Raw genomic sequence first — 14,580 nt, 5'->3', positions numbered from 1 at the left:
ATGGAAAGCAATATATAACTTAACTTTTACTTTCCATTCTCTATCATTTTTCTTATCTGATCTTACGCTATTACAGCCAACGGCATCATCAACAACGTCACGCTAAGGTAGGCCATCATCAGCGCAATCAAACCATCTAAAATACGCCACGCATTGGGGTTATGAAACAAAGGCAGCAGTAGCCTCGCGCCATAGGTGATGGCGATAAACCATACCGCGCTGGCTAACATTGCACCGGCGCCGAAATGCCATTTTTCATCCCCGTCGTAATGCAACGATAGACTACCGAGCATCACCACCGTATCCAAATAGACATGAGGATTCAGCCAAGTGTACCCCAAGCAAGTAAGCAGCACTTGTTTGAGAGAGCCACCTTGAGTGGCACTTGGATCGAGCACACCACTTCCCTGCCATGCTCGTTTTGCTGCACCATAAGCATTAAACATCAAGAAAGCCGCTCCAGCGTAACGTACTACATCAATGACACCTGGCCACTGCTTGACAATAAATCCCAAGCCAGACAGCCCACAAAAAATCAAAAATACGTCGCTTACAATACAGACCGTTGCCACCATCGCGGTATAACTACGTAATAACCCCTGGCGCAGCACAAACGCGTTTTGTGAGCCAATACAAACAATTAAACCCGCTCCAGTTGTAAAACCAGTGGCAAGTGAGGAGACCAGCATACATCACCTTTTTCGTGTTATTTATGTCGTTATTTCCCCCAGCTTTTAACAAAGATAAATAGGGAGAAAATTCATTTGCTGTCAGTATGCCGAGCTGGCGTTGTTTAGAAAATCGATATAATCTTACGCTTATTAAGAATTTCTAATGATGGAATTGCCATGAGTTTGCTCTCTCCCCAAGTGGATGCGTTTATTGCGGTGATTGAAGAGGCGAGTTTTGATAAAGCCGCCAAAAAGCTAAACGTGACACCTTCTGCTATCTCACAGCGGCTGCGGACTTTGGAAGATAGAATTGGGCAATTATTAGTGGTGAGGCAAACCCCATGTCGCCCAACACGAGCAGGAGAACAGCTCCTGAGTCGCGTGAAATCAATGGCTCTACTCGAAGCAGAAGTGATGGCGGACTTATTGCCCGAACAGCATAGCCAATTGCACGCCAAGCCCTTTCCTATTGCAGTCAATGAAGACTCGCTCTCCACTTGGCTATTAAATGCCTTGACCGATTTGCATCAAGAATATGGTCACAAATTTGATATTCGCGTTGATGACCAAGAATACACGCTCGAACATCTGAAAAATGGCGATGTTCTAGGGGCAATTACCAGCGAGAAGACTCCTTTACAAGGATGTGCGGTGCATTTTTTAGGTAACATGCGTTACTGCGCCATCGCCTCGCCACAATTTGCCGCGCGCTATTTTGCTCAAGGGTTGACTGAAGAGGCTTTTCTCAACGCCCCAGTGATGATTTATAACCGTAAAGACCCGCTGCAAATGCGTTTTATGCAAAAGATTACTGGTTCACACATCACACCACATCACATTCACTACCTACCGGATTCAGTGAGTTTAGTAGAAGCGGCCAAACGCCATATGGGTTGGTGCGTTAGTGCGGATGGGCTGTTTGAAGAGGCGATTGCGGCAAATTCATTGGTCAATTTGGCCCCAGAGGTGTGGCTAAATGAACCACACTATTGGCAGCATGCGGCAGTTAACTCGAAAGGACTCACACAAATCACCAACGGTTTTTTCCAAGCTTCAAAGGGGATTTTGGTAAGGTAGAGGATTTCGTCCGGAAGTAATGCCCCTGCAACGCAGGGGCTTAAAAAGTCTTACTCGAGCGGCAAAATCGAAATTTCAACGCGGCGGTTACACTTACGGCCTGACTGAGTATTGTTGGAACAAATAGGTTGGCTCTCTCCCGCTCCTTGCACTTGAATGCGATTTGATGCCACCTTTTGACCGATCAAATAAGTACGAACCGAGCTGGCACGTTGCTCTGAAAGCTGCTGGTTATAACTGGCGCTACCAGAGCTATCGGTGTGTCCTGTGATCAAAAGTTGCGTTTTAGGGTACTCCACTAGGATACGAGCCACCCCATTGAGCGATTTATAAATGCTGGCATCAAGGTTGTAAGAGTTAGATTGAAAACCGATACCATTTTGCATCACAAGAACCAACTGACCATCTCCAATACGCTTGACCTGAACGCCCGAATCCACCAGCTCTTTACGTAACGCCGCTTCTTGTCGGTCAAAATAATACCCAACGCCAGCACCGATAGCTGCCCCACCCGTGACGCCAATCAACGCGCGTTTACGGCGATCTTTAGCACTCTTTCCAGTTGCGAGTCCGGTTAATACCCCGGCTACAGCACCAATCATGGCCCCTTTGGTCGCAGAATTGGTTTCCTGTTCTCCGGTTGTCGCATTTTGTCTTTGTGTTGCTTCACACCCCGTAAGTACCAGTACCACAGCCAATAAACACGATATTTTTTTCATTGTATTTCCTACTATCATGGTAAGTGTTCAACAGATAACTCAATGGGTTAACTGATAAATGCTGGCGATGATAAAGAGAAAACGTAAAGGAATGTAAAGAGAAGAAAGGGAACAGGTAAGCCTTGTGTGAATTTTATCAGCAGCGTGACACTTGGCGCTCAAATAAAGCGCTGTTACTCATTTCGGCGTTAAGTTGTGAAAAAGCTAGCGTAAAAAAAGTCCCCACGGCGTAAACAGTGAGGACTTCATTTGGGGCTAGGATCACAATTGTCCTTTAGAGCCACCCTTTGCGTTTAAAGTACACATACGGGGCAAAGCCAGAGGCTAACATCAATCCGAGCGCAAACGGATAACCACCGAACCAATGCAGTTCTGGCATGAAATCAAAGTTCATCCCATAAATACTTGCGATAACGGTTGGCGGTAAAAATACCACAGAAGCAATCGAGAAAATTTTAATGATCTGGTTCTGTTCGATATTAATAAAACCTTGAGTTGAATCCATTAAGAAGTTGATTTTGTCGAACAAAAACGTGGTGTGAGACATCAACGCTTCAATGTCGTGTCCAACTTCAGTTAAGGTTTCTCGATGATCATTACGTGATTTTAAGTTTCGAAGCAGAAACGAAATCGTGCGCTGAGTATCCATTAGGCACAAACGAACTTTACCGTTACTGTCTTCAAGACGCGCTAAACGGCTAATACACTCTTCCAAATCTGAGTCTTCATTTTCAAGTACGTCGTGACTCACTTTTTCCAATTGGCGATGGATATCTTCCAGAATATCCGCATGATTTTCTACTTTCTGCTCAAGCAAAGTCACCAATAGGCTGTCTACATTATTGCAATGTACCTGGCCACGTCGCGCACGTAATCGTAATAAACGAAAATCGGCCACATCCCCTTCACGAATGGTGATCAATCGTTCGTTTTGTAAAATACAAGCGACAGTCACCGAATTGTGGCGTCCTTCTGTGGGAGAAAGAAATAGTGAGTGAACGTGAATCCCTGAACAGTCAATAAAGCAACGTGCCGATGTTTCAATTTCCTCTACATCGGTTGATTCGGGCAGTTCAATGCGCCATAACGAACTAATTAATTGACGCTCTTCATCTGTAGGTTCATGTGCATCAATCCATTCGGCCTGCTGAACACATTGTCTAAGATCGCTGCTCTCGTCGGTTGGCATGGCTGTAATTACGCCATTTATTATTCTAAAAAAACGCAGCATTGCACACTCCTCTCCATCGTTACGAGTTGACCCGTAATCTATCTTTTTTATGTTTCAGTTTCTTAATCACTGAAACGGAATCTTGAGGTTACTTGGGTATATACCCATCCTAAAAGTAGAGCGCCGCATCCTGCGGTCGCCGGAGTATACAGGAAGAATAGGGAAACACTCAAAATCTGGCGGTTTGACCAGTTGAATCCCGCATTAGAATAACTCACGATAAATCGTTCTCTGCTAGGATGGTTGATTCTCCTCGCAAATTTCTGTGATAAGTAAATTTATCAAAAATAACGCTAGTGATTATTTGAGCAACGTGTATACTCTGCCTAGCTCTAACAAAATGAGTTTTAAGTGAAACCTTTAGTACAAGTTACCTCTCAGTCATCTTTCGAACTATTTCGTTTAGCCCTGCGACAACTCTTCCTGAAAATCCATTTAATCCAATTTGTTAAAAGCTCAACATTAAATTTTAATCGTAAAAAAGAAGAAATATCTATGTCTAACAAAGCGACTGGTTCAGTAAAATGGTTCAACGAAACTAAAGGTTTCGGTTTCATCAGCCAAGACAACGGTGGTCAAGATGTGTTTGTACACTTCAACGCTATCGTATCTGAAGGTTTCAAAACTCTTGCTGAAGGTCAACGTGTAAGCTTTGACGTTGAACAGGGTAAAAAAGGCCCTCAAGCAGCAAACGTTACAGCGCTGTAATGAATTTATTGGCGTGATGGCTATCCATCGCGCCAATTCCCTCCCTTTTATTACCCTCGCTCTACTAGATACAATCTCCTCTTTTTTCTCTATTTACATGAAGGAAATATATGGCTCGAAGAACTACGCGTCAGCGTCATTGGTATCAATTATTACGTGATAAAAAATTGAAAGAACAAAACACTCCTCAATCAGAATATCAAATTTAATTCCTATCTATCTCGCACACATTATCCATTTCAATATTGAATTGGGTTAACCTGTAAATGCATGTTCATTATTATAATGCACAATAAAACTTTATTATTTATTCACACAAGATCTCATAATACATAGACATTACTTTTCATTTTATTGTTAATGATTATGCTCTTGTGGTTTTTAAAGGAATGAAACTCTATGTCAAAAAAGACCAAAACGACGAAAGCCAAACCGCAGCAAGACGATAGCCTCAATAAAAAATCTCTGAGCGAACATGAAACTCGCAAAAAGATTGAAGAAATTTTGGCGCAGCGTGAGTTTGACCGTTTGTTCGAACTGTAATTCTACCTCACCCGTTACTCTTTGGATGGCCCTCACCCATCCAACTAAAGAGAGGTTATTCTTTTCTTATGCTTCTTGAACCTGCTTCTTAAATCACCTCAAATTTAAGACTTCCAACATTTCAGCCGCTTTTTGCAAAGTAATCACTACTAATATAGAAAACTTCGTATAGAATTCACTCCGTCTATTAATCGTACGATCCTCATTTATGCTTGAACTCTTTTTGCTGCAAATAGCTCTGTTTTCGATATTCCCACTCTATTTCACTGTACTTGATGGACCACTGCGTCGCGTCTCTTATTACATCTACATTGCGTTGGTACTATTGATCGGTGGATTCTTTGGAAACGTTTATTCACTCCCCGTCACCGCGGATATTACTGTATCCGGTGGCAATATTTGCTACGGCGCTTTTATGATGTCGTCGGTATTATTTGTTTTAGTTGAGCGTGACCTATTCATTCTGCGCCACTTGGTGCGCTTAGTGCTGTTTGTCGATTTATTTAATGCGCTATTTTCTGATTTGGCCGCGCGCAGTTTGTCACACCAAGGGATAATGAATCCCCATAATACTTCGCCAGCGCTGTTTGATATCTCCACTCCTTTTATTATTTTGGGTGGCGTACTGATTATTCTTGAGTTGCTTACGCTGCTCTATAGTTTTGAAAAACTGAAAAAATGCCATTTCAACCCTGTGGTAACCGGCTTTTGTTATATTCTGCTGTTCATAACGGTTCTCTGTATTGATGGTATTATCTTCCCACTATTAGCCTTTGGCTTTTCCCAAGAGATCATCAATATTGTATTTGGGTCGTTGGATGGCAAAATCCTAACTGCTAGCGGATACGCATTTCCGCTGATTCTCTTTACCCTTATTCGTCGTAAGTCGTTCATTAGTTACTTAAGCACGGACGATTTTCGTTGGACATTGCTCCTTAAAACCAGCACTCAATTAACAGAAGAAATGTCGGAACAAGAGACTTATCGTGAACAAGCTGATACGGTATTTAAACACACAGACGAGGGCTTAGCGATTGTGGACAATCAAGGTAAGGTTCTAAGAGCAAACCATGCCTTATGCGAATTATTAGCATTACCGATATCCACACTATTAACGCGTACAGATTCGATCTTTTCACTCTTCACTTATCCTCAGCGCTCCCTAGAGCTACAGGTACTACGCACTCTTCCTTGGCGTGGTGAAATTACCTTTGGCGATAAACATCATGGGCTACTCTCCGTTACCAAAGTTGAGTCCGAGTCAAGCAAGCCTGTAACTTTTGTACTGTCATTGGTCAATATCGACGAACAAAAGAGGATTCAGGCCAAACTTAACCATCTCGCTCGCCATGATCAACTTACCCAGTTACCTAACCGTCGTGTCCTAGATGATGTAATTGAGAGCCTACAGGGTAAGGCGTTTGGGCTATTGGTCGTCGATTTGGATCATTTTAAAGACGTAAACGATAGTTATGGGCATGCAGCGGGCGATACGGTATTGCGTACTCAGGCAGATAGACTGCGCTTACTGAATGATGAATTTCCCGATGATGTACTCGGTCTGTCGCGAACTGGTGGAGATGAATTTGCGATTTTGATTGCCAATTTGCCGCTATTGAAAGTGACGCAATTGATCAATGCGATTCAACACCGTCTTGCCCAAGTGATACCGCTTAATAATCAAGTAGAGGTGTACATTTCCGCTACGATTGGGGCTAGTTTCCAGGCGCAAGGAGAAAATCGGGATTTGCTACAAGAGGCTGATGCTGGGCTTTATGAAGCAAAACGTAATCGCCGCGGCAGTTATGGACTATATGAAGAGCGGCTGACTCTAGAAAGTCAACGCAAATTGACCGTAAGCAATAAGCTCAAGCAAACCTTGCAAGAGGGCAAGGTGCAGGTCTATTACCAGCCTCAATACTGTGCCAAAACCGAACGTTTGGTCGGGGTTGAAGCCCTTGCACGCTGGCACGATGATGAACTTGGCTGGGTGTCACCCGCTGAGTTTATCCCGATTGCAGAAGAGACAGGATTAATCGAACCTTTAGGCGAATTCGTTCTTAAACGTGCCTGCGAAGACGGAGCAAAATGGATTGCACAGGGCTTATGCGAATTGAAAATGTCGGTTAACGTGTCCGCTTATCAACTGCGCTTTGGCCAGTTTATAACAACGCTAAACAATGTGCTCAAGCAAACCGAATTTCCCGTCCGTTTACTGGAATTGGAACTGACAGAATCGGCTTATATCGAACGAGAAAATGAAGTTCTTCCGTTACTGCATCAATTGAAACAGCTCGGCGTTCGTTTAGCCATCGACGATTTTGGTACTGGTTATTCATCACTTTCCTACTTATCCAAAATGCCGTGGGACACGCTGAAAATCGATCGCAGCTTTATTATCGGCCTTCCTGATGATCAGGAGCAGTGCAAACTGACGGCGACCATCATCAAAATGGCCCATGACCTCAATTTGGATATCGTTGTTGAAGGGGTTGAAACACGTGAACAACTCGCCTTTGTTGCTCAGCGTAATAGTCAATTAATTCAAGGCTATTACTACGCTCCACCCTTAGCCGCAGAGGCATTGATTACACGAATCAGGAAAGAGCAAAGCAGCCAGTGATTGCGCCACTAAGTGCTCGTCGTTCATTGAATAGCTTGCACTTAGATACCTATCTAGCGATTCGTCTTTCTAAAAAAGGCAAAGCAGGATTAAGAAATGGATAATTGTTTAATTGTGATCGACTCCCTAGTATCGAGATAAATACAGGAACGTATTATTTACAGGGAATCAGTATGAATAACAGTTATGCGGCACAAAGCAGTGAGTCGCTTGCGGTAAGTAAACCGAGCGACAAGAAACTGTACAAATTGATCGTAGCCTCTTCCATCGGTAACGCGCTGGAGTGGTTTGACTTAATCGCTTACGCCTTTTTTGCACGTACCATTTCAACACTCTTTTTCCCAACGGATAGCGAGACGTTGTCATTATTGATGACACTGGTCACGTTTGCCTTATCCTATCTAATTCGACCACTCGGCGCAGTGGTTATTGGTAGCTATGCGGATAAAGCCGGTCGAAAATCTGCCATGCTACTGACCATCTGGTTGATGATGGCCGGAACACTACTTATCGCTATCATGCCAACTTACGAAACAATAGGGCTACTGGCTCCCATTGGTATTTTGCTTGCTCGTTTACTGCAAGGCTTCTCTGCTGGCGGCGAATTTGGCAGCGCGACCGCTATGTTGGTAGAACAATATCCAGATCGCAAAGGGTTTATCTCTAGCTTTATGTTTGCGAGTCAAGGTATTAGCGGCTTACTGGGGGCAGGATTTGGCTTGGTACTCAGTGCAACGTTAACGCCTGAACAGCTTTCCGACTGGGGCTGGCGCGTGCCGTTTATTTTTGGCTTGTTAATCGGTCCAATCGGTTTGTACATCCGCCGACATATTGAAGAACCCGAGGAATTTGCTGAGAAAAAAGAGACCAAAGTACCCTTAGTGGAACTGTTTGCAAACCACAAACGAGGCATCTTCTACAACATTGGCGCCATGGTGCTTTCTACCTCAGTGACCTATTCAATCATCTTTATGCCAACCTATGCGACCAAGTTTCTTGGCTTAAGCGGCTCGATTGGTTACGGTGGCACGCTTATTAGCTACGCCGTGTTGACGGTACTGACACCGTTTATTGGTAACTTATCAGATAAAATTGGCCGAACTCGCCTCATGATGAGTGCCGGTGGCTTGTTCTTGTGTTCAGTCTACCCGGCGTTTGTCTTGCTCTCGCACAATGCGACGCTGCTGATGCTCGCTGCAGTATTGTTCTGGCTGAGTATTCTAAAAGCGATGTACTTTGGTGGCTTACCGGCATTGATGTCGGAACTCTTCCCAACCGAAGTTCGCGCCACCGGCATGGCGCTCAGTTACAACATCGCCACCACGGTATTTGGTAGCTTCACTCCGGCGCTACTGGTTTGGTCTATCAGTGCAACGGGCGATTTAATGGCACCAAGTTACTACCTCATCTTCTCTTGTTGTGTGAGCCTAGTTTCGATGATTGCAATTCGTAAGCACTTTAAGATTCGCTAAACCATCCCCAACGGTTATCAGATAAGGCTACTTCGGTAGCCTTTTTTATTTCTGCTCACAAACGCAAAAAGAGCACCAAAGTGCTCTTTAACTGTTCATGTCAATGGGTTGATAAGAAACGCAGTGTTAGCGCGGAAAATGTTCCCCTAAATCCCAAAACAAACCCGCTGCGGCGGCTAAGCCTTGTTTGGCAACACTCGCCAGCAAGTGTTCATCTGGAGCATGCTGCTGACAAGATGGGTACGAATGAGGCATCCATACGGTTGGCAAACCTAATACATCGGCAAAACAGTGATTAGGAATCGTGCCACCTAAGTTTGGCAATACGGTAATCGGTTGATTGAGCGAGTGCTCCATCGATGTTTTGACAAAATCCACCCATGGATGGGTCGGATCAAGGCGAGTTGCGTTGTATCCCCCTTCATAGATCACTTCGATATCAAGAAAATCGTGCGCCGCAAAATGCTCCAGCAGGTTACTCACCAAGTTATCTAGATCCGTACCTGGCACAAGGCGTAAGTGACACACTGCCTCGGCAGAATTGGGAATAGCGCCAATCGGTTTGGTGATATTCCCCGCACCAAGGGCAATCACTTCAAGGGTGTTAGAGCCAAACAAACGTTCACCCACAGAGAGATGCGCCTCGCCCCAATTCGGATTGAGTTCAGGGTCGCCAGCATTGCCGCCAACGGGCAGCTCTCGCATCATCTCGGCGGTTAAACCTTGCGGCGCGGGCGCTTTTAAACACTCAGCCAATAACTTACCATTAGCCGATACTAAGGTCGCCAGAGCATGCTGCAAACGAATCGCCGGGTTGGTCATCACGCCGCCCCAGTTACCAGAGTGCCTTGCACCATTGCCGGTTTCACAACGCAAACGGAACTGACACACCCCACGAGAACCCAAGAAGATGGTTGGACTTTGCGCATTAAGGCGCGGACCATCAGATGCCAGAAACAGATCCGATTCGAGTTCTTGAGCGTGTTCACGGCAGAAGGCTTCCAGGCCAGTAGAACCAACCTCTTCGCTCATCTCAAACAAGATTTTTACGTTATAGCCTAGCTGACCTTCGCGCGCTTTAAGCGCGGCTTCTAACGCGATAAAGTTAACCGTGTGCTGACCTTTGTTATCGGCTGTGCCGCGACCAAAAATTTTGTCGTCAATTTGGCTAAGCTGCCAAGGATGGGTGCCCGCTTGCCAAAGCTCTTCTTGGCCGTTGGTCACATCGCCATGCCCATACAGCAATAACGTCGGTAGATCAGAGCTTTCGATACGTTGTGCGACCAACAGTGGCGGCTTACCAGCAACGGGATTGTCAAATTGCTCGCAGCGAAAACCAAGCGCTGCCAAATATGGCGTCATCTCTTCGCTAAGATAAGCGGACAAATGCTCAGTTGCCTCTGGATTTTGACTCTCGGTCATTAACGCAACCCGGCGGGTTAATGTTTGAATAAATTCCCCATTTTCCATGGTCTGAGTTGCCAACGTAATGGCATGTGAACGCCCAAAGGCTTGTGACTCACTCATCTAATCTCCCTATTTTTCTCTCGCAAAGGCTCGATTTAGTTACAGGGTTTAGCTTATGATGAGCTTAGGTTTGCAACAATTATTAAATAGGCAACTAAGTTTTGCCTTAAATAGAAAGCTAAACAATGCACGACATCAATCTTAAGTATTTTCACTCGGTAGCGAAAACCGGCTCGCTTTCCGCTGCGTCTGAAGAGCTGCATATTGCCGTATCTGCCGTCAGTCGCCAAATCAGTCAATTAGAAGAGCAGTTGCAATTAACTCTCTTTGAACGCAAAGCCCGTGGTATGACCCTAACCCCTGCGGGTGAGCTGCTTTATACCTACGCATTACGTAACGATGTAGAACTGACTAATGTGATTACCGAAATGCAAGGGGTCACCAATCGCCAGCAGCAATCGATCTCACTGGCTTGCCCGGAAGGGATGGCTTGGGACTTTCTGCCGCATATTATTACTCAGTTTCGCCAAACCCATCCGCAAACCCTGTTTTCTCTGCAAGTCGTGGATTCTGCAAAGGCCACTCAGTTAGTCAAAGAAGGTGTTGTCGATGCCGCCCTAACGTTCAGCCTGCAACCTGAGCAAGGTGTGCAAGTGGCACTGCAAGTCCCTTCCCCCGTATTTGCGCTGCTCAGTCAGGACCATCCATTGGCAAACAAAGAGAAATTAACCGTATCGGATATCGCTGCTTACCCACTGGCATTGTCGGAATCAGGCACCACGCTGAACTATTTGTTTGAAATTACCTGCCACTTAGCCGGAATTAAGGTCTACCCCGCCCTCACCAGTAATGCCATGGGCGCAATCTACACGTTCACCAAAGATACGCCGCAAGCCGTCGCACTGTTCGGCGCTCAATCCATCCAGCGCCAAGCCCCTAAAGATGGCCTTATTTTGCGCCCAATGACTGAATCCACCTTTGTGCAACGCAGCCTGCAGCTGCAAGTGATGGCCGGCCGCCAACATCCAGAAAGCGTACAAGTGTTTGTGCAGTATTTGATGGAGCAGTTGGTGGCATAATCAACAAAAACACCATTCCGACCAGCCCCCTGACCAGAATGGTGTTTTATTAGTAACAATAAGCAAACGATACTAAGAGTGACGGTAACACTGCACGCCCAAATAGGTCGTACAAGCTTCATATAACGCTTCCGCGCAATTGGAATGGTTCATCGCCACATGATGTTCAAAACCGTTTTTGCAGATATAGCTCAGTAACGACTCGAGTTGTTTCACCTCAACGACTGCGCGGCAACCAACGGTGTTTAGTTCATCATCGACAAATTTACCTTCTCCGACATACGCTTTGACTTCACCCGTAAACTCATCGGTAGATATTCGAAAATAACTCAATGGACCAGCTTTCATGCGCCCATTGATTGCACCACAGGTATTTTCACAACCAACGGTAGTACCAATGATGTCGGCTGTACTCATAAAAGGATCAATCAGTTCACTAGTCGCGAAGTTACCGCAATGGAATAGAACACATTTATCACCATCATCCCCAAAGTTGTTATTCCAGTCGGCGATGGATGCTGGTTTTTGTGATGCCATTGAGAGCGCGTACATCGATAAAGCCCCCATCACATCAACTTCACAAGCACTTGGCACTAATTGCCCCGACATGACACTCATGATTGAGCAGACGTTGACACCCAGTGACTGCTGTAAAGATGTCCAACATTGGAAAGCCGTGGTTTGAATGTCGTTCTCAGTAATCCATTGACTGATCACAACAAACAGTTTCGCCATGGTAACTAACTTCTCAGTAGGAATCCCATCAGTACTAGCGTTATCTTTCAGTAGTGCCAGTTTTTCGCTAATACGGATATCTTCATCTTTTAGCCGTTCAACTGAACTCAAAATTTCTGATAAGTCGATGGTTTCTACTGTAACGCCCATCCTTTCCAACAATTTTTCACTATAGCGCACCGTATTAAAGCTCGCTGGACGAGCACCAATCGCGCCTACACGGCAGCCTTTAATACTGTTGACAACACGACAAACACTTTCAAATTTCATCACATCATTAGCGAACACGTCGCCTTTGACTTGGCAAACATGGTGTTTGGTCAGAGAAAAAGGAATGCCGTATTGACGTAAGTTATTGCACAGAGAAATTTTGCCACAAAAACTGTCACGGCGAGTTTCTAGGCCCATTTTATCTAAAGAGTCCGCTTCTGCTTGGATCAATACAGGGACAGAGAGACCTGAGAGTCGAATGGAGTCGGCAACGGCTTTCTCATCACCAAAGTTAGGCAGTACTACAATGATCCCATCGATTTCATCTCGATGTGATTTGAGCAGTTCAGCAGCGACTTTTGCATCTTGATAAGTTTGGACACCACCGTAAGGTGTTTGTGTACTGCTTAGCATAATTGAGCGAATTCCCAAGCGTTCCAAAAGATTTTGGACAGCTTGCCTAGCTTCGTCCAACAGATAGCTAGGAAAGAAATTTCGATTACCAAAGAGGACCGCTAGAGTTGTCTGTTCTGTTGTAGGTTTCATTATTGTATTTCCTCGACATTGTAGGGTTGGAAACGGGCTCTTTGAATGGCTTGTTTCCAGTGTTGATATGTTGTTTTTATTGTTTCACTTTGTTCTGTAGGTAAAATTTCTTCGCAGGCCGGCAATAATGCCAATATGCTCTGATTGTCTTGCCACCAACCTAATGCGCGACCACCAAGAAACGCTGCACCGAGCGCCGACACTTCAGCGACATCGCGTTTTACAATTTTTTTCTGTAATACATCGGCTTGAAACTGCATAAGATCACGATTACGTGTTGGTCCACCATCGACTGAAATTGCCGTCAGTGTCATACCGCTCGCATTTTCCATCGCGAACAATAAGTCAGCAATTTGGTAAGCGACAGATTCAAAAGCAGCACGGGCGATATGCGCAGGCGTTGCTGCATCGGTTAAACCACAAATAAGACCACGAGCATTTGGGTCCCAGTGTGGCGCCCCCAATCCCGCTAGCGCAGGAACGAAGTAGACACCTTGCGTATCGTTTACCGACCAAGCCATCTGGCTTAGAGTTTCAATATCTTTAACTCCCAACAGGTTGGCGACAAATTTCAGCGCCGCTCCTGTATGAGTGATATTTCCCTCTAGAGCAAGCCGTGGCTTTCCATCGTGCCAAGCAACCGTTGAGCAAACCCCAAAATCTTGCAAGGGGCGACGCTCAACACGTACCATCAACGAACTTCCTGTGCCATAAGTCGCCTTGACCACGCCAGATTCAAATCCCCCTTGCCCAAACAGTGCGGCATGAGAATCGCCAACTTGAGCCACAATCGGCACTCCAGCCGCCACTCTTTTCAGGTCAATCGTCACACCTCGAATATCACTGGATGGCAGCACTTGAGGTAAACACTGTTGTGGGATTTCATACAAATCCAGCAATAACGGGTCCCAGCGAAACTCATTAATATTGAACAGTTGATAGCGTGAAGCATTGGAATGATCTGTCACAAATTGTTTGCCGCCGGTGAGTTTCCAGACAAGCCAGCTATCCACAGTGCCAACGCAAATTTCACCCAAAGAAGCGCGTTCAAGACCATTATCGATATGTGCCAATAACCACTTAATTTTGGAAGCGGGATAGAGAGGATCTATCACCGCACCGGTGCGACTTTGTATTTCAGCCGCCAATGATTTTTGCGCAATTTGCTGGCAAATCGCTTCAGAGCGACGGCATTGCCAACTGATCAATGGAGAGAGTGCTCGCCCTGTAGTTCTATCCCATGCCAGCACCGATTCCCGTTGATTGCTGATGGCAACCCCTTGAAGTAACTGACGATCCAATGTTGCTAAACAGTGATCCATCGCCTCAAGCGTAGCAGACCAGATCTCCTCAGGATCTTGTTCAACCCATCCAGGTTCTGGGTAGTGAATAGATAAAGAGACACTGCCTTTGGCCAATACCTGTCCTTGGTTAGAAACAGCAATGGCTTTCGCATTAGTCGTGCCTTCATCTATGGCTAGAATAAAGGGCTGTTTCAT

12 protein-coding genes are annotated in these 14,580 nt (G+C 45.4%); 6 read left to right on the top strand and 6 right to left on the bottom strand.

Annotation, left to right across the window (positions count from 1 at the left end):
- Positions 1-62: 62 nt before the first annotated feature.
- Complete coding sequence (locus JCM16456_RS17230; protein ID WP_068716818.1) at positions 63-689, bottom strand: LysE/ArgO family amino acid transporter; 627 nt, start codon at positions 687-689, stop codon at positions 63-65.
- Positions 690-848: 159 nt separating this feature from the next.
- Here JCM16456_RS17230 and JCM16456_RS17225 point away from each other — a divergent pair, with 159 nt between their 5' ends.
- Entirely contained in the window at positions 849-1,748 is a 900-nt protein-coding gene (locus JCM16456_RS17225; protein ID WP_068716816.1) for a LysR family transcriptional regulator ArgP, read from the top strand.
- A gap of 50 nt (positions 1,749-1,798) precedes the next feature.
- On the opposite strand, the gene JCM16456_RS17220 is transcribed toward JCM16456_RS17225, so the two are convergent.
- Both JCM16456_RS17220 and corA read right to left on the bottom strand, forming a co-directional pair.
- Positions 1,799-2,467 (bottom strand): OmpA family protein, encoded by a 669-nt coding sequence (locus JCM16456_RS17220; RefSeq protein ID WP_068716813.1) that lies wholly within the window; start codon positions 2,465-2,467, stop codon positions 1,799-1,801.
- A 274-nt stretch (positions 2,468-2,741) separates the two neighbouring features.
- Entirely contained in the window at positions 2,742-3,698 is a 957-nt protein-coding gene (corA, locus tag JCM16456_RS17215; protein ID WP_068716811.1) for a magnesium/cobalt transporter CorA, read from the bottom strand.
- A 495-nt stretch (positions 3,699-4,193) separates the two neighbouring features.
- On the opposite strand from corA, the gene cspE reads away from it, so the two are divergent.
- The 4 genes from cspE to JCM16456_RS17200 all read left to right on the top strand — a co-directional run bounded on the left by cspE (position 4,194) and on the right by JCM16456_RS17200 (position 9,044).
- The gene (gene cspE, locus JCM16456_RS17210) at positions 4,194-4,406 is read left to right on the top strand and encodes a transcription antiterminator/RNA stability regulator CspE (protein WP_068719007.1); all 213 of its coding nucleotides are present in this window, start codon (positions 4,194-4,196) and stop codon (positions 4,404-4,406) included.
- A 399-nt stretch (positions 4,407-4,805) separates the two neighbouring features.
- Positions 4,806-4,949 carry a hypothetical protein gene (locus tag JCM16456_RS24060; protein WP_169795774.1) on the top strand — a complete coding sequence of 48 codons (144 nt, stop codon included), beginning with the start codon at positions 4,806-4,808 and terminating at the stop codon, positions 4,947-4,949.
- A 208-nt stretch (positions 4,950-5,157) separates the two neighbouring features.
- The gene (locus JCM16456_RS17205) at positions 5,158-7,572 is read left to right on the top strand and encodes a putative bifunctional diguanylate cyclase/phosphodiesterase (protein ID WP_068716809.1); all 2,415 of its coding nucleotides are present in this window, start codon (positions 5,158-5,160) and stop codon (positions 7,570-7,572) included.
- Between the two features lie 173 nt (positions 7,573-7,745).
- On the top strand, positions 7,746-9,044 hold the full coding sequence (locus JCM16456_RS17200; RefSeq protein ID WP_068716807.1) for an MFS transporter: 1,299 nt from the start codon (positions 7,746-7,748) through the stop codon (positions 9,042-9,044).
- A 126-nt stretch (positions 9,045-9,170) separates the two neighbouring features.
- Here the strand turns inward: JCM16456_RS17200 and JCM16456_RS17195 are convergent, their stop codons facing one another.
- Positions 9,171-10,571, bottom strand: coding sequence for a M20 family metallopeptidase (locus JCM16456_RS17195; RefSeq protein ID WP_068716805.1), 1,401 nt, complete (start codon positions 10,569-10,571; stop codon positions 9,171-9,173).
- A 125-nt stretch (positions 10,572-10,696) separates the two neighbouring features.
- On the opposite strand from JCM16456_RS17195, the gene JCM16456_RS17190 reads away from it, so the two are divergent.
- Positions 10,697-11,590: a LysR family transcriptional regulator gene (locus JCM16456_RS17190; protein WP_068716803.1), complete on the top strand. Its 894-nt coding sequence runs from the start codon at positions 10,697-10,699 to the stop codon at positions 11,588-11,590.
- A 72-nt stretch (positions 11,591-11,662) separates the two neighbouring features.
- On the opposite strand, the gene JCM16456_RS17185 is transcribed toward JCM16456_RS17190, so the two are convergent.
- Positions 11,663-13,081 (bottom strand): L-fucose/L-arabinose isomerase family protein, encoded by a 1,419-nt coding sequence (locus JCM16456_RS17185; protein ID WP_068716801.1) that lies wholly within the window; start codon positions 13,079-13,081, stop codon positions 11,663-11,665.
- On the bottom strand, positions 13,081-14,580 hold the full coding sequence (locus JCM16456_RS17180; RefSeq protein ID WP_068716799.1) for an FGGY family carbohydrate kinase: 1,500 nt from the start codon (positions 14,578-14,580) through the stop codon (positions 13,081-13,083). The genes JCM16456_RS17185 and JCM16456_RS17180 overlap by 1 nt, the downstream gene beginning before the upstream one ends.

This window comes from Vibrio tritonius (genome assembly GCF_001547935.1).
GTDB classification, from domain to species: domain Bacteria; phylum Pseudomonadota; class Gammaproteobacteria; order Enterobacterales; family Vibrionaceae; genus Vibrio; species Vibrio tritonius.
Note: the sequence above shows the minus strand (reverse complement) of the source record. Positions and strands in the feature narration are given on the sequence as shown.

Bases quoted from the DNA above. Each gene is read 5' to 3' on its own strand.
- JCM16456_RS17195 (WP_068716805.1), bottom strand. From the start codon at position 10,571: ATGAGTGAGTCACAAGCCTTTGGGCGTTCACATGCCATTACGTTGGCA.
- JCM16456_RS17225 (WP_068716816.1), top strand. From the start codon at position 849: ATGAGTTTGCTCTCTCCCCAAGTGGATGCGTTTATTGCGGTGATTGAA.
- JCM16456_RS17185 (WP_068716801.1), bottom strand. From the start codon at position 13,081: ATGAAACCTACAACAGAACAGACAACTCTAGCGGTCCTCTTTGGTAAT.
- corA (WP_068716811.1), bottom strand. From the start codon at position 3,698: ATGCTGCGTTTTTTTAGAATAATAAATGGCGTAATTACAGCCATGCCA.
- JCM16456_RS17205 (WP_068716809.1), top strand. From the start codon at position 5,158: ATGCTTGAACTCTTTTTGCTGCAAATAGCTCTGTTTTCGATATTCCCA.
- JCM16456_RS17220 (WP_068716813.1), bottom strand. From the start codon at position 2,467: ATGAAAAAAATATCGTGTTTATTGGCTGTGGTACTGGTACTTACGGGG.
- JCM16456_RS17180 (WP_068716799.1), bottom strand. From the start codon at position 14,580: ATGAAACAGCCCTTTATTCTAGCCATAGATGAAGGCACGACTAATGCG.
- JCM16456_RS17190 (WP_068716803.1), top strand. From the start codon at position 10,697: ATGCACGACATCAATCTTAAGTATTTTCACTCGGTAGCGAAAACCGGC.
- cspE (WP_068719007.1), top strand. From the start codon at position 4,194: ATGTCTAACAAAGCGACTGGTTCAGTAAAATGGTTCAACGAAACTAAA.
- JCM16456_RS24060 (WP_169795774.1), top strand. From the start codon at position 4,806: ATGTCAAAAAAGACCAAAACGACGAAAGCCAAACCGCAGCAAGACGAT.
- JCM16456_RS17230 (WP_068716818.1), bottom strand. From the start codon at position 689: ATGCTGGTCTCCTCACTTGCCACTGGTTTTACAACTGGAGCGGGTTTA.
- JCM16456_RS17200 (WP_068716807.1), top strand. From the start codon at position 7,746: ATGAATAACAGTTATGCGGCACAAAGCAGTGAGTCGCTTGCGGTAAGT.